At 67.8% G+C, this 19,635-nt stretch carries 19 protein-coding genes; 17 read left to right on the top strand and 2 right to left on the bottom strand.

Translation table 11 applies throughout. The annotated features are described in order from the left end of the window. The first annotated feature begins 1 nt into the window (after window position 1). From LZ009_RS19790 to LZ009_RS19740, 11 genes are read left to right on the top strand one after another with little or no spacing between them, the layout of a single operon-like run. Window positions 2–856: a phosphatidate cytidylyltransferase gene (locus LZ009_RS19790; protein WP_275699698.1), complete on the top strand. Its 855-nt coding sequence runs from the start codon at window positions 2–4 to the stop codon at window positions 854–856. Continuing rightward, window positions 853–2,043, top strand: a complete 1,191-nt coding sequence (gene ispC, locus LZ009_RS19785; protein ID WP_275699697.1) for a 1-deoxy-D-xylulose-5-phosphate reductoisomerase — start codon at window positions 853–855, stop codon at window positions 2,041–2,043. The genes LZ009_RS19790 and ispC overlap by 4 nt, the downstream gene beginning before the upstream one ends. 11 nt (window positions 2,044–2,054) lie before the next feature. Continuing rightward, window positions 2,055–3,431, top strand: coding sequence for an RIP metalloprotease RseP (gene rseP, locus LZ009_RS19780; RefSeq protein WP_275699696.1), 1,377 nt, complete (start codon window positions 2,055–2,057; stop codon window positions 3,429–3,431). A 55-nt stretch (window positions 3,432–3,486) separates the two neighbouring features. Continuing rightward, window positions 3,487–5,781 (top strand): outer membrane protein assembly factor BamA, encoded by a 2,295-nt coding sequence (bamA, locus tag LZ009_RS19775; RefSeq protein ID WP_275699695.1) that lies wholly within the window; start codon window positions 3,487–3,489, stop codon window positions 5,779–5,781. After that, on the top strand, window positions 5,781–6,287 hold the full coding sequence (locus LZ009_RS19770; protein WP_275699694.1) for an OmpH/Skp family outer membrane protein: 507 nt from the start codon (window positions 5,781–5,783) through the stop codon (window positions 6,285–6,287). The genes bamA and LZ009_RS19770 overlap by 1 nt, the downstream gene beginning before the upstream one ends. Before the next feature lie 9 nt (window positions 6,288–6,296). Further along, complete coding sequence (gene lpxD, locus LZ009_RS19765) at window positions 6,297–7,268, top strand: UDP-3-O-(3-hydroxymyristoyl)glucosamine N-acyltransferase (RefSeq protein ID WP_275699693.1); 972 nt, start codon at window positions 6,297–6,299, stop codon at window positions 7,266–7,268. 14 nt (window positions 7,269–7,282) lie between these two features. Further along, the gene (fabZ, locus tag LZ009_RS19760; protein WP_275699855.1) at window positions 7,283–7,720 is read left to right on the top strand and encodes a 3-hydroxyacyl-ACP dehydratase FabZ; all 438 of its coding nucleotides are present in this window, start codon (window positions 7,283–7,285) and stop codon (window positions 7,718–7,720) included. A gap of 14 nt (window positions 7,721–7,734) precedes the next feature. Beyond that, window positions 7,735–8,523, top strand: a complete 789-nt coding sequence (lpxA, locus tag LZ009_RS19755) for an acyl-ACP--UDP-N-acetylglucosamine O-acyltransferase (protein WP_275699692.1) — start codon at window positions 7,735–7,737, stop codon at window positions 8,521–8,523. Beyond that, window positions 8,520–9,671: a lipid-A-disaccharide synthase gene (lpxB, locus tag LZ009_RS19750; RefSeq protein ID WP_275699691.1), complete on the top strand. Its 1,152-nt coding sequence runs from the start codon at window positions 8,520–8,522 to the stop codon at window positions 9,669–9,671. Before lpxA ends, lpxB begins: the two co-directional genes overlap by 4 nt. After that, complete coding sequence (rnhB, locus tag LZ009_RS19745; RefSeq protein WP_275699690.1) at window positions 9,640–10,305, top strand: ribonuclease HII; 666 nt, start codon at window positions 9,640–9,642, stop codon at window positions 10,303–10,305. The genes lpxB and rnhB overlap by 32 nt, the downstream gene beginning before the upstream one ends. Beyond that, complete coding sequence (locus LZ009_RS19740; RefSeq protein WP_275699689.1) at window positions 10,302–11,075, top strand: TrmH family RNA methyltransferase; 774 nt, start codon at window positions 10,302–10,304, stop codon at window positions 11,073–11,075. Before rnhB ends, LZ009_RS19740 begins: the two co-directional genes overlap by 4 nt. Here LZ009_RS19740 and LZ009_RS19735 read toward each other — a convergent pair. Next, window positions 11,072–12,262, bottom strand: a complete 1,191-nt coding sequence (locus LZ009_RS19735; protein ID WP_275699688.1) for a sensor histidine kinase — start codon at window positions 12,260–12,262, stop codon at window positions 11,072–11,074. The genes LZ009_RS19740 and LZ009_RS19735 overlap by 4 nt on opposite strands. Before the next feature lie 294 nt (window positions 12,263–12,556). Here LZ009_RS19735 and carA point away from each other — a divergent pair, with 294 nt between their 5' ends. The 5 genes from carA to LZ009_RS19710 all read left to right on the top strand — a co-directional run bounded on the left by carA (window position 12,557) and on the right by LZ009_RS19710 (window position 18,447). Further along, entirely contained in the window at window positions 12,557–13,729 is a 1,173-nt protein-coding gene (carA, locus tag LZ009_RS19730; protein WP_275699687.1) for a glutamine-hydrolyzing carbamoyl-phosphate synthase small subunit, read from the top strand. Between the two features lie 39 nt (window positions 13,730–13,768). Next, window positions 13,769–14,140 carry a four helix bundle protein gene (locus tag LZ009_RS19725; protein WP_275699686.1) on the top strand — a complete coding sequence of 124 codons (372 nt, stop codon included), beginning with the start codon at window positions 13,769–13,771 and terminating at the stop codon, window positions 14,138–14,140. 33 nt (window positions 14,141–14,173) lie between these two features. Beyond that, a complete protein-coding gene (gene carB / locus LZ009_RS19720) occupies window positions 14,174–17,461 on the top strand; it encodes a carbamoyl-phosphate synthase large subunit (RefSeq protein ID WP_275699685.1) in 3,288 nt (1,095 codons plus the stop codon). 66 nt (window positions 17,462–17,527) lie between these two features. Further along, window positions 17,528–18,004, top strand: coding sequence for a transcription elongation factor GreA (gene greA / locus LZ009_RS19715; protein ID WP_275699684.1), 477 nt, complete (start codon window positions 17,528–17,530; stop codon window positions 18,002–18,004). Between the two features lie 2 nt (window positions 18,005–18,006). Beyond that, window positions 18,007–18,447, top strand: a complete 441-nt coding sequence (locus LZ009_RS19710; protein WP_430300397.1) for a DUF4149 domain-containing protein — start codon at window positions 18,007–18,009, stop codon at window positions 18,445–18,447. Here LZ009_RS19710 and LZ009_RS19705 read toward each other — a convergent pair. Continuing rightward, window positions 18,410–18,883, bottom strand: coding sequence for a YhbY family RNA-binding protein (locus LZ009_RS19705; RefSeq protein WP_275699683.1), 474 nt, complete (start codon window positions 18,881–18,883; stop codon window positions 18,410–18,412). The two genes, LZ009_RS19710 and LZ009_RS19705, sit on opposite strands and share 38 nt — an antisense overlap. 33 nt (window positions 18,884–18,916) lie before the next feature. On the opposite strand from LZ009_RS19705, the gene LZ009_RS19700 reads away from it, so the two are divergent. Then, on the top strand, window positions 18,917–19,582 hold the full coding sequence (locus LZ009_RS19700) for an RlmE family RNA methyltransferase (RefSeq protein WP_275699682.1): 666 nt from the start codon (window positions 18,917–18,919) through the stop codon (window positions 19,580–19,582). Window positions 19,583–19,635 lie beyond the last annotated feature (53 nt).

Genomic DNA, 19,635 nt, shown 5'->3' with positions numbered 1-19,635 from the left:
AATGCTGAAGCAAAGGGTCATCACCGCCATCGTCCTGCTGGCGATCCTGCTGCCTGCGCTGTTCTGGTCCACGCCCGAACCCTTCCTCGGCATCACGCTCGTGATGATCGCGGCGGCGGGCTGGGAGTGGGGCCGCCTGAACGGCCTGGGGCAGGGCGGCAGCGTCGCGCTGGGGCTCGTCACGCTGGTGCTGTGCGCGCTGGCCTGGGCCCTGGGCTGGACCGCGCGCCCGTCGGCGCTGCTGTGGATGGTGGTGGGCGCCTTCTGGGTGCTGGCCGGCGCCGCGCTCGTGCGCTCCGGCGTCGACGGCTGGCCCAAGGTGCCGCAAGGCGTGCGCGTGGTGGGCGGCGTGATCGCGCTGGCGCTCGCGTGGCTGGCGATGGCGCAGGCCCGGGTGATCGGCACCAACTTCCTGCTTTCCATCCTGGTGCTGGTCTGGGTGGCCGACATCTTTGCCTACTTCGCCGGCCGTGCCATCGGCGGCAAGTTCACGCAAAGCAAGCTGGCGCCCGTCATCAGTCCCAAGAAAAGCTGGGAAGGCGTGTGGGGCGGCATGCTGGGCGTGGTGGTCCTGGCCGTGGCCTGGACTTTCGCCGACGGCGCCACGAACGCGCAGGTCCCGAGTCTTTACTCCCGGCTGGCCACGATGGGCTGGCCGGTTCTCGTCATTGCGGCGCTGTTCCTGGCCGCGATGAGCGTCGTCGGCGACCTGGCCGAATCGCTCGTCAAGCGCAGCGCCGGCTTCAAGGATTCCAGCCAGCTGCTGCCCGGGCATGGCGGCGTGCTCGATCGCGTCGACGCACTGCTGCCCACCTTGCCCCTGGCGATGATGCTGGCCACGCTGGCCGCACGATGAAACAGAAGATTGCCGTCCTCGGCTCCACCGGATCGGTGGGCGCCAACACGCTGGACGTGATTTCCCGCCACCCGGAGAAGTTCGAGGTCTTCGCGCTGAGCGCGGACTCCAAGGTCGACCTGATGCTGCAGCAGTGCGCGCAGTTCCGCCCCGCCTTCGCCGTCATGGCGCGGGAAGAGGCAGGCCGTGCGCTCGCCGCGAAGATCGAATCCAGCGGATTGAAGACGCGGGTGCTATGGGGCGCCGGTGCGCTCGACACCGTCGCCTCGCATCCCGAGGTCGACGCGGTGATGGCCGCCATCGTCGGCGCCGCCGGCCTGTCCTCTTGCCTGGCGGCTGCCCGCGCGGGCAAGAAGCTGCTGCTGGCCAACAAGGAAGCCCTGGTCGTGGGCGGCGAGCTGTTCCTGGCCGCGGTGCGCGAAGGCGGCGCCCGCCTGCTGCCGATCGACAGCGAGCACTCGGCGATCTTCCAGTCGCTGCCGGAGGACCCGGCCACCTGGAACGACCGGGTCGAGAAGATCATCCTCACCGCGTCGGGCGGACCCTTCCGTGCGCGCGACCCGCGCACCTTGCGCGAGGTGACGCCGGAGCAGGCCTGCGCGCATCCCAACTGGGTGATGGGCCGCAAGATCTCGGTCGACTCCGCGACCATGATGAACAAGGCGCTCGAAGTGATCGAGGCGCGCTGGCTGTTCGGCCTGGAGCCCGGCCGGCTCGAGGTGGTGATCCACCCCCAGAGCGTGATCCATTCGATGGTGCAGTACCGCGACACCTCGGTGGTGGCGCAGCTGGGCACGCCCGACATGCGCGTGCCCATCGCCTACGGCCTGGCCTGGCCGGAGCGCGTGGCCTCCGGCGCGCAGGCGCTGGACTTCACGGCGCTGGCGGACATGACCTTCGAATCGTTCGACACGCGCGGCCACCGCGAGCGCTTTCCCGGCCTGCAGCTGGCCTGGGACAGCCTGAACGCCGCGCCCGGGACCACAGCGGTGCTGAACGCGGCCAACGAGGAGGCCGTGGCGGGCTTCCTGGAGCGGCGCGTCCGCTTCGACCAGATCCACCAGGTAAACCTGGAAACTTTGGCGGCGGTCACGCCGTCCAAGCCGGCATCGCTGGGCGACCTGCTGGCCATCGACGCGCAGGCGCGCGCGGCGGCGCGGCAGGCCATCGCCCGCCTGACTCCCTGACTGGATCCCCGATGTTGACCGTCATCGCCTTCATCGTCGCGCTCGGCCTGCTGATCGCGGTGCACGAATACGGCCACTACCGCGTGGCCGTGGCCTGCAACGTGCGGGTGCTGCGCTTCTCGATCGGCTTCGGCAAGACGCTTTACAGCTGGAAGCCGCGCAAGCCGCGGCCGGGGCAGGACACCGAGTTCGTGATCGGCGCCTTCCCGCTGGGCGGCTACGTGAAAATGCTGGACGAGCGCGAAGGCCCGGTCGATCCGGCCGAACGCGCCCGCGCCTTCAACACCCAGCCTCTGAAATCGCGCGCGGCCATCGTCGCGGCCGGTCCCGCGGCCAACCTGGTCCTCGCCGTCCTGCTCTATTCCGCCGTCAACTGGCTGGGCGTGCAGGAGCCGCAGCCTGTGCTGGGCAGCCCGGTCGCGGGCTCGGTGGCGGCCGACGCCGGCCTGCGCGGCGGCGAGCGCGTGGTGCGCGCCGGCTTCGAGGGCGATGAGATCGAGGACGTGCGCTCCTTCGAGGAAGTGCGCTGGCTGCTCACGCGCGGCGCGCTCGACGGCCGCGACGTGCGGCTGGTGCTGGACCGGCGCAGCCCCGGCGGCGAACGCGAGACCGTCCTGCGCCTGTCGCGCCTGGAGGCCAAGGACGCCGATGCGCAGCTGCTGCGCAAGGTGGGCGTGCTGTCGCCCTGGACCCCGGCGCAGATCGGCGACGTGATGGCCGGCGGCGCCGCCCAGCGCTCCGGCCTGCAGAAGGGCGACGTGGTGCGCAGCGCCGGCGGCCAGCCCATTGCCGACGGCCAGCAGCTGCGCGACTGGATCCGCGGCCAGGTGCAGGCCGGCAAGGGCGTCGCCGCCACCTGGCAGGTCGAACGCCAGGGCCGGCTGCTGGACATCCCCGTCACGCCGGATGCGGTCGCCGAGGGCGGCGTTCCCGCCTATGGCCGCATCGGCGCCTACGTCGGCGCGCCGCCGGCCATGGTGACGGTGCGCTACGGCGTGTTCGAAGGCCTGTGGAAGGGCATGACCCGCACCTGGGAAGTCTCGGCGCTGACGCTGCGCATGATGGGCCGCATGGTCATCGGCCAGGCCTCGCTGAAGAACCTGAGCGGTCCGCTGACCATCGCCGACTACGCCGGCAAGTCCGCCAGCCTCGGCCTGACCCAGTACCTGCTGTTCCTGGCCCTCATCAGCGTCAGCCTCGGCGTGCTGAACCTGCTGCCGCTGCCCGTCTTGGACGGTGGGCACCTGATGTATTATCTTTGGGAGGCCATCACGGGACGGAGCATCTCCGACGCCTGGATGGAGCGCCTGCAGCGCGGAGGCGTTGCGGTGTTGCTGGTGATGATGTCGATAGCGCTATTCAACGACGTCACCCGGCTCTTTGGCTAAGAAACTGAACAAGCAGCTGCAGCCGCGCGGGCCCGCCGGCGCCACCCTGATTTCGATGAAACAACAATTCAAGCGCTTTCGCGTGCGTACCGTTTCGGCCATGGTGGCCATGGCCTTCGCGGCCAACGCCTGGGCGGTGGACCCGTTCACCGTGCGCGACATCCGCATCGAGGGCCTGCAGCGCGTGGAGCCCGGCACGGTGTTCGCGTCGCTGCCCTTCCGCGTGGGCGACCAGTACAACGACGAGAAGGGCTCGGCAGCGATCCGGGCCCTCTTCGCATTGGGCGTGTTCAAGGACGTGCGCGTCGAGGTCAACGGCGACGTGCTGGTGGTCGTGGTGGAAGAGCGCCCCACGGTCAACGAAGTGGACTTCGTCGGCACCAAGGAGTTCGACAAGGACACGATGAAGAAGGCGCTGAAGGAAATCGGCCTGACCGAAGGCCGGCCCTTCGACCAGGCGCTGGCCGACCGCGCCGAGCAGGAACTCAAGCGCCAGTACATCAACCGCAGCCTGTACGGCGCGGACGTCGTCACCACGGTGACGCCGGTGGACCGCAACCGCGTCAACCTCACCTTCACCGTCACCGAAGGCGAGCCGGCCCGCATCAAGGACATCCGCATCGTCGGCAACCAGGCCTTCCCGGAGAAGGACCTCAAGGGCCTGTTCGACCTGGACACCGGCGGCTGGCTCTCCTGGTACACCAAGTCCGACCGCTACTCGCGCACCAAGCTCAACGCCGACCTCGAGTCGCTGAAGTCCTATTACCTGCGCCGCGGCTTCCTGGAATTCCGCATCGATTCGACCCAGGTCGCGATCTCGCCGGACAAGCAGGAGATCACCATCACCGTCAACGTGACCGAGGGCGACCGCTACGTCGTCTCGGGCGTGCGGCTGGAAGGCGACTATCTCGGCAAGGAAGACGACTTCAAGTCGCTGGTGCGCATCCGCGCCGGCGAACCCTACAACGCCGACCAGGTGAGCGAGACCACCAAGGCCTTCACCGACTACTTCGGCAACTTCGGCTATGCGTTCGCCCAGGTCGAAGCCAAGCCGGAGATCGACCGCGCCAACAACCGCGTGTTCTTCGTGCTGGCCGCCGACCCGTCGCGCCGCGCCTACGTGCGCCGCATCAACATCGCGGGCAACACCCGCACGCGCGACGAAGTGATCCGCCGCGAGTTCCGCCAGTTCGAGTCGAGCTGGTACGACGCCGACAAGATCAAGCGCTCGCGCGACCGCGTCGACCGCCTGAACTTCTTCAAGGACGTCAACGTCGAGACCACCGACGTGCCGGGCGCGCCCGACCAGGTGGACCTGAACGTCGCCGTGACCGAGCGTCCCACCGGTTCGCTGCAGCTGGGCGCGGGCTTCTCCAGCGCCGAGAAGCTGGCGCTGTCGTTCTCGGTCAAGCAGGAGAACGCCTTCGGCTCGGGCAACTACCTGGGCGTCGAGGTGAACACCAGCAAGTACAACCGCACGCTGGCCTTCACCACGTCCAACCCGTACTTCACGCCGGACGGCATCTCGCGCACCATAGACATCTACCACCGCGCCTCGCGTCCGTACGACGACCAGGGCGGCAACTACCAGCTGGTGACCTCCGGCGCCGGCATCCGCTTCGGCGTGCCGTTCAGCGAGGCGGACACGGTGTTCTTCGGCGCCAGCATGGAGCGCACGCAGATCAAGCCCGGTACCAACATCCCGGCGGCCTACCTGGCCTATGCCGAGGAGTTCGGCTACACCAGCTATTCGGTGCCGCTGTCGGTGGGCTGGTCGCGCGACGACCGCGACAGCACGATCGCGCCTTCGCGCGGCCGCTACCAGCGCCTGGCCATGGAGCTCGGCGTCGCCGCCGACACGCGTTATTTCCGCGGCAACTACCAGTATCAGCAGTACGTCCCGCTGGGGGGCCGCTTCACGCTGGCCTTCAACGGCGAGATCGGCTACGGCACGGGCTTTGCCGGCCGGCCGTTCCCGGTGTTCAAGAACTTCTATTCGGGCGGCCTGGGCTCGGTGCGCGGCTTCGACCAGGGCACCCTGGGCCCGCGCGACGTGACCGGCTCCTCCATCGGCGGCGCCAAGAAGCTCACCTTGAACACGGAAGTGCTCACCCCGTTCCCGGGCGCCGGCAACGACCGGTCGCTGCGGATGTTCGGCTTCGTCGACATCGGCAACGTCTACGCCGAGAACGAGAAGTTCTCGATTCCGGACCTGCGCGCCTCGGCGGGCGTGGGCCTGTCCTGGCTGTCCCCCATCGGGCCGCTGCGGGTGGCATTCGCCAAGCCGTTGCGCACGCAGCCTGGCGATAGAATCCAGAAATTGCAATTCCAGATCGGAACCTCCTTCTGATGAAGACCTTGTCCCGCTACTGCCTGCTGCTGCTGGGCGCGCTCGCCCTGGGTGGCCAGGCACAGGCCGAGGATTTCCGCGTGGGGTTCGTCAACACCGACCGCATCTTCCGCGAGGCGAATTCGGCCAAGGCCGCCCAGGCCAAGCTGGAGCAGGAGTTCGCGCGCCGCGAGAAGGACCTGAACGACCTGGGCACCGCGCTCAAGTCCGCCTCGGACAAGTTCGAGCGCGAGGCGCCCACGCTGGCCGAAAGCCAGCGCGGGTCGCGCCAGAAGGCGCTGATCGACCAGGACCGCGAGTTCCAGCGCAAGCGCCGCGAATTCCAGGAAGACCTCAACGCCCGCAAGAACGAGGAACTGCAGGCGGTGCTCGACCGCGCCAACCGCGTCGTCAAGCAGGTGGCCGAGCAGGAGAAGTACGACCTGATCCTGCAGGAAGCCGTCTACATCAATCCCAAGCACGACATCACCGACAAGGTGATCAAGGCGCTCAACGCCGTCAGATAGGCGGCCGCCGTGGCGCTGCAACTCGCGGCCATCGTCCAGGCGCTCGGCGGCGAGCTCCAGGGAGACGGCACCCTCATGATCGAAGGCCTGGCGCCGCTGGAAAGCGCGAGCCCGTTCGACCTGAGCTTCCTGGCCAATCCGCGCTACCGGCAGCAGCTGGAGACCACGCGCGCGGGCTGCGTCATCGTCGCGCCCGACATGCGCGAGGCGGCGCAGGCGCGCGGCAGCTGCATCGTCACCCCGGATCCCTACCTCTACTTCGCCCGCGTCACGCAGCTGTGGAAGAAGTCGTTGCCCGCGCCGAGCGGGCCCGCGATCCACCCCAGCGCCGTCGTCGACACCGAGGCGGTGCTGGAAGAGGGCGTGCGCATCGGGCCGCTGTGCGTGGTGGAGCGGGGCGCGCGCATCGGCCGCGGCACCGAGCTGAAGGCGCGCGTGCACATCGGCGAGCGCTGCGTGATCGGCGAGCGCTGCATCGTGCACCCGGGCGTCGTGATCGGCGCCGACGGCTTCGGCTTCGCGCCCGTGAAGGGCGGCGGCTACGAGAAGATCGAGCAGCTCGGCGCAGTTTCCATCGGCAACGACGTCGAGATCGGCGCCAACACCTGCATCGACCGCGGCGCGCTGGCCGACACCGTGATCGAGGACGGCGTGAAGCTGGACAACCTGATCCAGATCGCGCACAACGTGCGCATCGGCCGCAACACGGCGGTGGCCGCCTGCACCGGCATCGCCGGCAGCGCGACCATCGGCGCCAATTGCATGATCGGCGGCGCGGCCCGCATCCAGGGGCACATCAGCATCGCCGACGGCACCTTCGTCTCCACCGGCACCTTCATTTCCCGCTCGATCCAGAAGCCTGGCATGTACACCGGCGTGTTCCCCATGGACGACAATGCGTCCTGGGAAAAGAATGCCGCGGCGCTCAAGCAGCTGTCCGCGCTGCGCGACCGCATCAAGGCCCTGGAAAAAAAATCATGACGACGCCGAACAACGTGATGGACATCCATCAGATCCTCAAGAAGCTCCCGCACCGCTACCCGATCCTGCTGGTCGACCGCGTGCTGGCGATGGACGCCAAGACCATCAAGGCGCTGAAGAACGTCACCATCAACGAGCCGTATTTCGTCGGCCACTTCCCGCACCGGCCGGTGATGCCGGGCGTGCTGATGCTGGAGGCGCTGGCCCAGGCCGCCGCGCTGCTGGCCTTCTCCGCCGTGGGAACGGGCCTCGACGAGAACTCGGTGATCTATTTCGTGGGCATCGACAACGCGCGCTTCAAGCGGCCGGTGGAGCCGGGCGACCAGCTGACGCTGGAGGTCACGCTGGATCGCGCGCGCGCGGGCATCTACAAGTTCACCGCCAAGGCCAGCGTGGGCGACGAGGTCGCCTGCGAGGCCGACCTGATGTGCACGATGCGCAGCGTCGCCTGAGCTTCCCGTCCGGCATGGCGAGCATCCATCCCAGCGCGATCGTCGACCCCAAGGCGCAGCTCGATGCCAGCGTGAGCGTCGGCGCCTATTCGGTGGTCGGGCCGGACGTCAGGATCGGCGCCGGCACGACGGTGGGGCCGCACGTGGTGCTGGAGGGCCACACGACCATTGGCCGCGACAACCGCATCTTCCAGTTCAACTCGATAGGCGCGGCGAACCAGGACAAGAAGTACAAGGGCGAGCCCACCGAGCTGGTGATCGGCGACCGCAACACCATCCGCGAGTTCTGCACCCTGCAGGTGGGCACGGTGCAGGACAAGGCCGTCACCCGCATCGGCAACGACAACTGGATCATGGCGTACTGCCACGTCGCGCACGACTGCGTGGTGGGCAGCAACGTGACGATGGCCAACAACTCCACGCTCGCGGGCCACATCGAGATCGGCGACTGGGTCACCATCGGCGGCCTGGTGGGCATCCACCAGTTCGTGAAGGTCGGCGCGCACGTGATGATCGGCTTCGCCAGCGCGGTGTCGCAGGACGTGCCGCCCTTCATGCTGGTGGACGGCAATCCGATGGCGGTGCGCGGCTTCAATGCCACCGGCCTGAAGCGCCGCGATTTCTCCGCCGCGCGCATCGCCGCCGTGAAGCAGATGCACAAGCTGCTGTACCGCGAAGGCCGCACGCTGGACGACGCGCGCGCCGCCATCGAGGCGCTGGCGCAGCAGGCGCCCGAAGCCGCCGGCGACGTCGCCCTCATGAGCGGCTTCCTGGCCGCCGCCACCCGCGGCATCGCGCGGTGAGCACCCCTGGCACGCCTCGCGCGGCGCTGGTCGCCGGCGAGGCCTCCGGCGACCTGCTGGCCGGCCTGCTGCTGCAAGGCATGCGCCAGCGCTGGGCCGGCCTGCAGTCGGGCGGCATCGGCGGCCCCCAGATGGCGCGCCACGGCTTCGAGCCCTGGTGGCCCTACGAGAAGCTGGCCGTGCGCGGCTACGCCGAGGTGCTGCGCCACTACCGCGAGATCGTCGGCATCCGCGACCAGCTGCGCGAACGCCTGCTGAAGGACAAGCCCGATCTCTTCATCGGCGTCGACGCCCCGGACTTCAACCTGGCCCTGGAGCAGGACCTGCGCACGGCGGGCATCAAGACCGTGCACTTCGTCTGCCCGTCGATCTGGGCGTGGCGCATGAAGCGCGTGGAGAAGTTGAAGCGCAGCTGCGACCACGTGCTGTGCATCTTTCCCTTCGAGCCAGAACTGCTGGCGCGCCATGGCGTGGAGGCGACCTATGTCGGCCATCCGCTGGCGCAGGTGATCCCCATGGAGCCGGACCAGGCGGCCGCCCGCGCCGCGCTGGGCTTGCCGGAGCAGGGCGAGGTGATCGCCTTGCTGCCCGGCAGCCGCGCGTCCGAGATCGAGGCCATGACCCCGCGCTTCCTGGAAGCGGCGGCGCTGATGCAGCAGCAGAAGCCGCAAGCCTGGTTCGTGCTGCCGGCCATGCCGGCGCTGCAGGCGCGCATCGGCGAGATCGCGCAACGCTGCACGCCGGTGCGCAACCTGAAGATCGTCACCGGCCAGTCGCATGCGGTGCTGGCCGCGTGTGACGTGACCCTGGTGGCGAGCGGCACCGCCACCCTGGAGGCCGCGCTTTTCAAGCGGCCGATGGTGATCGCGTACCACACGCACTGGCTGACCTACGCGCTGATGAAGCCGCGCCACCTGCAGCCCTGGGTGGGCCTGCCCAACATCCTGGCCGGCGATTTCGTCGTGCCGGAGTTGCTGCAGTCCAACGCAAAGCCCGACCTGCTGGCTGGGGCGGTGTTGGATTGGCTCGCGAGCCCTGAGAGAATGCGCACCGTGCAGGAGACTTTCCGCGGGCTGCATGCCCAGCTCCTGCGCGACACGCCGACCCTTGCCGCCGATGCCATCGAAAAAGTCCTCGCCCGCCCGTAGCAAGCCCGCACAGAAGCGGCTGGACTGGGATCCCGTCGGCTTGATGGCGGGCGTCGACGAAGCCGGACGCGGGCCGCTGGCCGGCCCGGTGGTCGCCGCCGCGGTGATCCTCGACGACACCAAGCGCATTCGCGGCCTGGCCGATTCCAAGGTGCTGACCGCCCTGGCACGGGAGCGCCTGTACGACACCATCCGCGAAAAGGCCCTGTGCTGCGCGGTGGGCGAGGCCAGCGTCGAGGAAATCGACACCCTGAACATCCTGCACGCCACCATGCTGGCGATGCGCCGCGCCGTCGAGGGCTTGCGGCTCAAGCCGATCAAGGTGCTGGTGGACGGCAATCGCCTGCCTACGCTGGACGTGCTGTCCGAAGCCATCGTCGGGGGCGACGCCAAGGTCAAGTCGATCTCGGCGGCTTCGATCATCGCCAAGGTCACGCGCGACCGCATGCTGGCGCAGCTGCACGAGCAGTACCCGCAGTACGGCTTTGCCACGCACAAGGGCTACGGCACGCCGGAGCACCTGGAGGCCCTGCGCGTGCACGGGCCCTGCGTCCACCACCGGCGGCATTTCAGCCCGGTGGCGGCCACCTTCACCACGGCCGAGGGCGCGTTGGTGAGCGTGCAAGTCCAGTGACCTCCGGTCCGCAAACGATCTCTTCCCGCGAGAACGCGCTCCTGAAGGAGCTGCACCGCCTCGCGCACGACAACACCGCGTACCGCAAGCAGGGCCGCGTCTGGCTGGAGGGCGACCACCTGTGCCGGGCGGCGCTGCAGCGCGGGCAGCAGCCTTCGCACGCGGTGTTCCAGGCGTCGTACTGGTCGGCGACCTCGGCGCAGTGGCCGGATGCCATCGGCAAGGTGGTGGTCGTCGATGACGCCCTGTTCGGCCAGCTGAGCAGCCTGGAGTCCCCGGCGCGCATGGCCTTCCTGCTGCCGCTGCCGCCCGCGCCGGCGCTGCAGCCTGGCGATGCCAGCGTGGTGCTCGATGGCGTGCAGGACGCCGGCAACGTTGGCGCCATCCTGCGCAGCGCGGCCGCCTTCGGCTTTCGCCAGGTGCTGGCCCTGAAAGGCACGGCGGCGCTGTGGAGCCCCAAGGTGCTGCGCGCCGGCATGGGCGCGCATTTCGGACTGCACCTGGTCGAAGGACTGGAGGCCGCGGCGCTTGCGGCCTTGCAGGTGCCGCTGCTGGCGACCAGTTCGCACCAGGGCGACTTCCTGCACCAGGCGAAGCTGCCCTGGCCTTGCGGCTGGGTGTTCGGCCACGAAGGGCAGGGCGTCAGTGCGGCCCTGGCCGCGCGCGCCGCGGGGCACGTGCGCATCATCCAGCCGGGCGGCGAGGAGTCGTTGAACGTGGCGGCGGCGGCGGCGATCTGCCTGCACGCCAGCGCGGCGGCGCGCGCCTAGGCAGGCGCGCGGGGCAAGGTCACCGAAAACGTGGTGCCTTCGGCCTGGCTCGATTCCAGCTCCAGCGTGCCGCCGTGGGCGCGCACGATCTCGCGGCAGATGTAGAGGCCCAGGCCGAGGCCCCCGGTGGCGCGCCGCTCACCGGCCAGGTGCTGCTGCATGCCGCGTTCCAGCGGCTGGAAGATGCGCTCGCGCTCGCTCATCGGAATGGCGTCGCCGTGGTTGTGCACCGCGAAGCGGGCTTCGGACGCGCTGGAACTCATGGTCACGGTGACCGTGCTGTCCCGCGCGCCGTAGACGAGCGCGTTGCCGAGCAGGTTGGACAGCAGCTGCCCCATGCGGCCTTCGTCCCAGCTGCCGGCGAAGTCGCCGCTGCCCGCCAGCATCACCTTGCGGTCGGGATGGTGCACCTGCGTCTCCTGCACGATCTTGGCCAGCTGGACGGCCAGGTCGCCCGGCACGCGCGTGATGGGCATCAGCCCGTCGGCCTGGGCCCGGGTGAAGTCGACGACCTGCTCGATGATCCCCTGGATGCGGATGGCCGCGTTCTTGATGGGCGCGGCGGCCGCCGCTTCCAGCCTGCCGGAGCGCACCAGTACTTCGGCGCTGTTCAGGATGGTCCCGAGGGGATTGCGGATGTCGTGGCCCAGGATGCCGATGAACAGGTCGGTGGACGTGCTCGTCTGGCGCGTGTAGCGGCCCACGGACTCGGCGATCGACTGGTCGATTGCCTCGTTGAAGCGGGTCAGGTCCGTCAGGTCGTCGGCCCGGGTGCCGCCGCCGGCCCGGGCCCAGATCTTCAGCACGCTGGCGCGCAGGGCCCGGTACTCGGTGATCATGGCGTCGACCGCGAAGCCGGCGATCATGCGGAAGTCGGCGTGCGTTTCGGCGGCCGTGAGCACCGCGCCGCGCGGCGCCCGGCCCTTGCCTTTCGCGTCCTGCTCGTCGGAGGTCTGCGGCCGGCCCAGGTCGTCCGCGATGGCAGACAGGATCTGGGCCGCATGGTCGCGCAAGGCGGCCGGGTCCAGCGTCCGGCCCTCGTGGGTGACGGTGGCCGCGAACTCGTCCCAGGCCAGCAGGATCTCGGTGGAATGGGAGCGGATGAACTCGGCCAGCCGTGGGCGGGCCGGCGGGCGCGCCACGAAGCGGCGCATGACGATCGGCTTGATGTAGGCGGAGAGTTGCATGACGGCACCTCGTACTGCGGTGCGTCTGCGAACCGGGCGGGCTGCTGCCCATCGGCTAGAGGCACTAGGGAAGCCGACCCGGTGGAAAACCGAGTGTAGGGCTTTCCCCGCCGCTCCGCCTCGGGCGATGCGCTGCGGCCGAGCAGCCGGCCCAGTGGCCGGGCTATAATCAGAGGCTTTCCCGCAAACCCCCGCGTACGCCCTAGCGCTTTCAGCACTCCCCTCCGACAAAAGCAACATCGAGAGTTCCTCTTGATCGTGCTGGGCGTACCCGAATCCATATCGGAGAACCCAGTGCTTTCGTCGCTCCAAGGCGCTTTCCCGCCCGCCATCCTGGCGCTCGCAGACGGCACGGTCTTTATCGGCAACTCGATCGGCGCCGCAGGATCCACCACCGGCGAGGTCGTGTTCAACACGTCGCTCACCGGCTACCAGGAAATCCTGACCGACCCGAGCTACCGCCAGCAGATCGTCACGCTCACCTATCCGCACATCGGCAACTACGGCGTGAACGCCGAGGACGTCGAGGCGACCCGCATCCACGCCGCCGGCCTGGTGATCCGCGACCTGCCGCTCATTGCCTCCAGCTTCCGCGCCGACATGACCCTGCAGCAATACCTGCAGCGCGAGAAGACGGTGGGCATCGCCAACATCGACACCCGCAAGCTCACCCGCCTGCTGCGCACCAAGGGCGCGCAGAACGGCTGCCTGGTCGGCCTGAAGGAAGGCCAGGAAGTCACGCCGGCGCTGGTCGACGAGGCGGTTGCCAAGGCGCGCGCCGTGCATTCGATGGCCGGCCTCGACCTGGCGCAGGACGTCACGGTGAAGAAGTCCTACGACTGGGACCAGACCGAGTGGCAGCTGGGCACCGGCTACGGCAAGCTCGAGAACGCCAAGTACCACGTGGTGGCCTTCGACTACGGTGTGAAGCAGAACATCCTGCGCATGCTGGCCGAGCGCGGCTGCAAGGTGACGGTCGTTCCCGCCAAGACGCCCGCGGCCGAAGTGAAGAAGCTCAAGCCCGATGGCGTGTTCCTCTCCAACGGCCCCGGCGACCCGGAACCCTGCGACTACGCGATCGCCGCCACGCGCGAGCTGATCGAGGACGGTTACCCCACCTTCGGCATCTGCCTGGGCCACCAGATCATGGCGCTGGCTTCCGGCGCCAAGACCTTCAAGATGAAGTTCGGCCACCACGGCGCCAACCATCCCGTGAAGGACCTCGACTCCGGCCAGGTCTCGATCACCAGCCAGAACCACGGCTTCGCGGTGGACGAGAAGACGCTGCCGGCGAACCTGCGGGCGACGCACGTGTCGCTGTTCGACGGCACGCTGCAAGGCCTGGCCCGCACCGACAAGCCGGCCTTCTGCTTCCAGGGCCATCCGGAGGCATCCCCAGGCCCGCACGACATTGGCTACCTCTTCGACCGGTTCACCGGCCTGATGGACCAGAACAAGAGGGGCTAGAGGCTAGAGGCTAGAGGCTAGAGGCTGGAGGCTAGGGAAATGCAGATCAGAAGCTATAGGGACCTGCTCGTTTGGCAACGTGGCATGGATCTGACTTCCCTGGTGTATCGCCTCTCGACTGAATTGCCCGCTGACGAACGGTTTGGCCTCATATCCCAGATGCGCCGGGCGGCAGTTTCAGTCCCGGCCAATATCGCCGAAGGGCATCAGCGTTCGTCCACCAAGGACTACTTGAGATTTCTATCGATTGCCAGCGGGTCGCTTGCCGAAGTGGAGACCCTGATTGAGCTGGCCGCGCGTTTGTATTCCGTTCGAACAACTTCCATCGAGGACCTGGTTGCCCAGGCAGATGAGCTTGGAAAGATGCTCCGTTCCCTCCAGCAGCGGCTGGAAGAGAAGCTCGCTCCCTAGCCTCTAGCCTCCAGCACCTAGCACCTAAAACATATGCCCAAGCGTTCAGACATCCAGAGCATCCTCATCATCGGCGCCGGCCCGATCATCATCGGCCAGGCCTGCGAGTTCGACTACTCCGGCGTGCAGGCCTGCAAGGCGCTGCGCGAGGAGGGCTACAAGGTCATCCTGATCAACTCCAACCCGGCGACGATCATGACGGACCCGGCGACCGCCGACGTCACCTACATCGAGCCCATCACCTGGCAGACGGTCGAGAAGATCATCGCCAAGGAAAGGCCCGACGCGATCCTGCCGACCATGGGCGGCCAGACGGCGCTGAACTGCGCGCTGGACCTGTGGCGCCAGGGCGTGCTGCACAAGTACAAGGGCGCGGCCACCAACAAGGCCATCGAGCTGATCGGCGCCACGCCGGAATCGATCGACAAGGCCGAGGACCGCCTGAAGTTCAAGGACGCGATGACGCGCATCGGCCTGGGCTCGGCGCGTTCCGGCATCGCCCACACGATGGATGACGCCTGGGCCGTGCAGAAGAGCGTCGGCTTCCCCACCGTGATCCGTCCCAGCTTCACGCTCGGCGGCACCGGCGGCGGCATCGCCTACAACCCGGAGGAATTCGAGACCATCTGCAAGCGCGGCCTGGAAGCCTCGCCGACCAGCGAACTGCTGATCGAGGAATCGCTGCTGGGATGGAAAGAGTACGAGATGGAAGTGGTCCGCGACAAGAAGGACAACTGCATCATCGTCTGCTCGATCGAGAACCTGGACCCGATGGGCGTGCACACCGGCGACTCGATCACCGTCGCGCCGGCCCAGACGCTGACCGACAAGGAATACCAGATCATGCGCAACGCCTCGCTGGCGGTGCTGCGCGAGATCGGCGTCGACACCGGCGGCTCCAACGTGCAGTTCTCGATCAACCCGAAGGACGGTCGCATGATCGTCATCGAGATGAACCCGCGCGTGTCGCGTTCCTCGGCGCTGGCCTCCAAGGCCACCGGCTTCCCGATCGCCAAGGTCGCGGCCAAGCTGGCCGTGGGCTACACGCTCGATGAACTGCGCAACGAGATCACCGGCGGCGCGACCCCGGCCTCGTTCGAGCCTTCGATCGACTACGTCGTCACCAAGATCCCGCGTTTCGCCTTCGAGAAATTCAAGGACGCGGACGACCGCCTCACCACGCAGATGAAGTCGGTGGGCGAGGTGATGGCCATGGGCCGTACCTTCCAGGAAAGCTTCCAGAAGGCGCTGCGCGGCCTGGAAGTGGGCGTCGACGGCCTCAACCAGAAGACCGAGGACCGCGAGGTGCTGGAAAAGGAACTGGGCTCGCCCGGTCCCGAGCGCATCTGGTACGTGGGCGACGCCTTCGGCATGGGCCTCACCGTCGACGAGGTCTACGACCTCACCAAGATCGACAAGTGGTTCTTGGTGCAGATCGAGGAGATCGTCAAGATCGAGCTCGACCTGGACAAGCTGGCTGCGGAAAAGGGCGACCAGGCGTTGGCCGCCATCGATGCCGCCACGATGCGCGCGCTCAAGCGCAAGGGCTTCTCCGACCGCCGCCTGGCCAAGCTGCTGAAGACCACCGACAAGGCCGTGCGTGAAGCGCGCAAGGCGCTGGACGTGCGCCCGGTCTACAAGCGGGTGGACACCTGCGCGGCCGAATTCGCGACCAACACCGCCTACATGTACTCGACCTACGAGGACGAGTGCGAGGCCGAGCCGACCAACAGGAAGAAGATCATGGTGCTGGGCGGCGGGCCCAACCGCATCGGCCAGGGCATCGAGTTCGACTACTGCTGCGTGCACGCGGCCCTCGCGCTGCGCGAGGACGGCTACGAGACCATCATGGTCAACTGCAACCCGGAGACCGTGTCGACCGACTACGACACCTCCGACCGCCTGTACTTCGAGCCGCTGACGCTGGAAGACGTGCTGGAGATCGTCGCCAAGGAAAAGCCCACCGGCGTGATCGTGCAGTACGGCGGCCAGACGCCGCTCAAGCTCGCCCTGGGCCTGGAGGCCGAAGGCGTGCCGATCATCGGCACCTCGCCGGACATGATCGATGCCGCGGAAGACCGCGAGCGTTTCCAGAAGCTGCTGAACGACCTGAAGCTGCGCCAGCCGCCGAACGCCACCGCGCGCACCGAGCCGGAAGCGCTGGAAAAGGCGCAGGCCCTGGGCTACCCGCTGGTGGTGCGCCCCTCCTACGTGCTGGGCGGCCGCGCGATGGAGATCGTGCACGAGCAGCGCGACCTCGAGCGCTACATGCGCGAGGCCGTCAAGGTGTCGAACGATTCGCCCGTGCTGCTGGACCGCTTCCTGAACGACGCGATCGAATGCGACGTGGACTGCATCGCGGATGCCAGCGGCAAGGTCTTCATCGGCGGCGTGATGGAGCACATCGAGCAGGCCGGCGTGCACTCGGGCGATTCCGCCTGCTCGCTGCCGCCGTACTCTTTGTCTCAGGGAACCATAGCCGAACTCAAGCGCCAGACCGCCGCGATGGCCAAGGCGCTGAAGGTCGTCGGCCTGATGAACGTGCAGTTCGCGATCCAGGAGAAGGACGGCCAGGACGTCATCTTCGTGCTGGAAGTGAACCCGCGCGCCTCGCGCACCGTGCCTTACGTGAGCAAGGCGACCGGCATCCAGCTGGCCAAGGTGGCCGCGCGCTGCATGGTCGGCCAGACGCTGGACCAGCAGGGCATCACGAAGGAAGTGACGCCGCCGTACTTCAGCGTGAAGGAAGCCGTGTTCCCCTTCGTCAAGTTCCCCGGCGTGGACACCATCCTCGGCCCGGAGATGAAGTCCACCGGCGAGGTGATGGGCGTGGGCAAGACCTTCGGCGAAGCCTTCGTCAAGAGCCAGCTCGGCGCCGGCACCAAGCTGCCCAAGGCGGTGGATGCCGAGGGCAAGCCGTCCGGCAAGGTGTTCCTGACCGTGAAGAACAACGACAAGCCGCGCGCCGTCGAAGTCGCGCGCCAGCTGGCCGCGATGGGCTTCCCGCTCATCGCCACCAAGGGCACGTCGGCAGCCATCAACGCCGCCGGCATCGCTTGCGAGACCGTGAACAAGGTCACGGAAGGCCGCCCGCACGTGGTGGACATGATCAAGAACAACGAGATCGTGATGGTGATCAACACGGTGGAAGAGCGCCGCAACGCCATCGCCGACTCGCGCATGATCCGCACTTCCTCGCTGCTGGCGCGGGTGACGACCTTCACGACCATCGCGGGCGCGGAAGCCGCCGTCGAAGGTATGAAAAGCATGGAAAACCTGGATGTGATCAGCGTCCAGGAGATGCACGCCCAACTGGCATAATTAGTCATCGCAGAAGAACCGCCGAGCGGCAACGTTCGGCGGTTTTCATTTGGAGACCGAACCTTCATGGCCACCATTCCCATCACCAAGCGCGGCGCCGAGAAGCTCAAGACCGAGCTGCACCGCCTGAAGACCGTCGACCGCCCGGGCGTGATCCAGGCGATCGCCGAGGCGCGGGCCCAGGGTGACCTGTCCGAGAACGCCGAATACGACGCCGCCAAGGACCGCCAGGGCTTCATCGAAGGCCGCATCCAGGAGATCGAGGGCAAGCTGGCCGCCGCGCAGATCATCGACCCGTCGTCGGTGGACGCCGGCGGCAAGGTGGTGTTCGGCGCCACCGTGGAACTCGAGGAAGAAACCAGCGGCGAGAAGGTCAAGTACCAGATCGTCGGCGAGGACGAGGCCGACCTGAAGCAGGGCCTGATCAACGTGTCCAGCCCGATCGGCCGCGCGCTGATCGGCAAGGAAGAGGGCGACACCGCCGAAGTGCAGGCGCCCGGCGGCACCAAGCGCTACGAGATCGTCGCCGTCTCCTACCTCTGACCGTGGCGCCCTGGAAAGCCCGCCTGGCCGTGCTGGCCGCCGCCCTCTGGTGGGGCAGCCTGACGGCGGTGGGTTTCCTGGTGGTGCCGATGCTGTTCGCCAGCCTCGGAAGCCCGGCGCAGGCCGGCCAGATGGCGGCGAAGCTGTTCGCCGCGCAGACCTGGGTCGGCGTGGGCTGCGGGATGCTGCTGCTGATGGCGTCGAGCGCGCGCGAGGATGCGCCGCGCATGGACTGGGGCAACGGCGCGCTGGTCTACGTGCTGGCCGGGATGCTGCTGGCGCTGCTGCAGGAATTCGCGGTGGCCCCGCGCATCGTGCTGCGGCAGGACCTGGCCTTGTGGCACGGCGCCGGGACGGCGATGTACGCCGCCCAGTGGCTGTGCGCGCTGGTCGTGCTGTGGAGGCTTACTCGGCCCGCGACTTCTTCACCGACTTCTGCTTAGGCTTGGCCTTGCGCACCTGGCCGCCGGGGGTCAGGCGCTGGTTGCCCAGCACGCGCACGCGCTTGACCTCGGGGCGCTGGCCGCCGCGGCTGGAGTTCTTGACCACCTTGAACTCGCGCGGGCCCGGCTTTCGGTCCTCGTCCTCGGCCTTTTCCTTCTTCGGCTTGGGACGCCACAGCACCAGCAGCTTGCCGATGTGCTGGATGGGCGCGGCGTTCAGCTCGTCCGCCAGCTGCTGGTACATGGCTTCGCGGGCTTCGCGGTCGTCGCCGAGCACGCGGATCTTGATCAGGCCGTGGGCGTTGAGGGCGTTGTGGGCTTCCTTGCGGACGGCGGGCGTGAGACCGTCGTTGCCGATCATCACCACGGGATCGAGGTGGTGGGCTTCGGCCCGATGCGCCTTGCGCTCGGCGATGGTCAGTTGAATTGCAGGCATGGGCCGTATTATCCCAGTTAGGGCAGATCGCATATGAAAGTCAAGACGAAGAGCAAGAAGGTCACCAAGTCATGGTTGAACGACCATGTGAACGACCCCTATGTGAAGCTCGCCCAGAAAGAGGGCTACCGCGCCCGGGCCGCGTACAAGCTGAAGGAGATCGACGAGCAGCTCGGCCTGATCAAGCCCGGCCACCTGGTGGTCGACCTCGGCTCCACGCCGGGGGCCTGGAGCCAGTACGTGCGCCGCAGGCTGTCGCCCAAGGGCGCCGCCGTGGGCGAGTTGAACGGCACCATCCTCGCGCTCGACATCCTGCCGATGGAGCCGATCGAGGGCGTGACCTTCCTGCAGGGTGACTTCCGCGAGCCGGAGGCGGCGGCCGCGCTGGACAAGGAGCTGGCGGGCCGCAAGGTCGACGCCGTGGTCTCGGACATGGCCCCCAACCTGTCGGGCATCCCGTCCTCGGACTCGGCGCGCATCGAACTCCTGGTGGAACTGGCGATCGAATTCGCCATGCAACACCTGAAACCGGAAGGCGCGCTGGTCTGCAAGGTGTTCCACGGCAGCGGCTACAGCCAGCTGGTGAAGCGCTTCAAGGAGCAGTTCCGCACCGTCAAGCCGCTCAAGCCCAAGGCCTCGCGCGACAAGTCGTCCGAGACCTTTCTGGTCGGGATCGGCCCCAAAAACGCAAGCAGGTAGTCCCTCTCCGGCAGAAATCCTGCCTGCTTTCCTATGGAACGCGTAGGCAAAAT

This window comes from Ramlibacter paludis, from assembly GCF_022012305.1.
GTDB lineage: Bacteria > Pseudomonadota > Gammaproteobacteria > Burkholderiales > Burkholderiaceae_C > Ramlibacter > Ramlibacter paludis.
Note: the sequence above shows the minus strand (reverse complement) of the source record. Positions and strands in the feature narration are given on the sequence as shown.

Coding starts and splice junctions, on each gene's coding strand:
- LZ009_RS19790 (WP_275699698.1), top strand. CDS start 2: ATGCTGAAGCAAAGGGTCATCACCGCCATCGTCCTGCTGGCGATCCTG.
- ispC (WP_275699697.1), top strand. CDS start 853: ATGAAACAGAAGATTGCCGTCCTCGGCTCCACCGGATCGGTGGGCGCC.
- rseP (WP_275699696.1), top strand. CDS start 2,055: ATGTTGACCGTCATCGCCTTCATCGTCGCGCTCGGCCTGCTGATCGCG.
- bamA (WP_275699695.1), top strand. CDS start 3,487: ATGAAACAACAATTCAAGCGCTTTCGCGTGCGTACCGTTTCGGCCATG.
- LZ009_RS19770 (WP_275699694.1), top strand. CDS start 5,781: ATGAAGACCTTGTCCCGCTACTGCCTGCTGCTGCTGGGCGCGCTCGCC.
- lpxA (WP_275699692.1), top strand. CDS start 7,735: ATGGCGAGCATCCATCCCAGCGCGATCGTCGACCCCAAGGCGCAGCTC.
- rnhB (WP_275699690.1), top strand. CDS start 9,640: ATGCCATCGAAAAAGTCCTCGCCCGCCCGTAGCAAGCCCGCACAGAAG.
- LZ009_RS19735 (WP_275699688.1), bottom strand. CDS start 12,262: ATGCAACTCTCCGCCTACATCAAGCCGATCGTCATGCGCCGCTTCGTG.
- LZ009_RS19725 (WP_275699686.1), top strand. CDS start 13,769: ATGCAGATCAGAAGCTATAGGGACCTGCTCGTTTGGCAACGTGGCATG.
- carB (WP_275699685.1), top strand. CDS start 14,174: ATGCCCAAGCGTTCAGACATCCAGAGCATCCTCATCATCGGCGCCGGC.
- greA (WP_275699684.1), top strand. CDS start 17,528: ATGGCCACCATTCCCATCACCAAGCGCGGCGCCGAGAAGCTCAAGACC.
- LZ009_RS19705 (WP_275699683.1), bottom strand. CDS start 18,883: ATGCCTGCAATTCAACTGACCATCGCCGAGCGCAAGGCGCATCGGGCC.
- LZ009_RS19700 (WP_275699682.1), top strand. CDS start 18,917: ATGAAAGTCAAGACGAAGAGCAAGAAGGTCACCAAGTCATGGTTGAAC.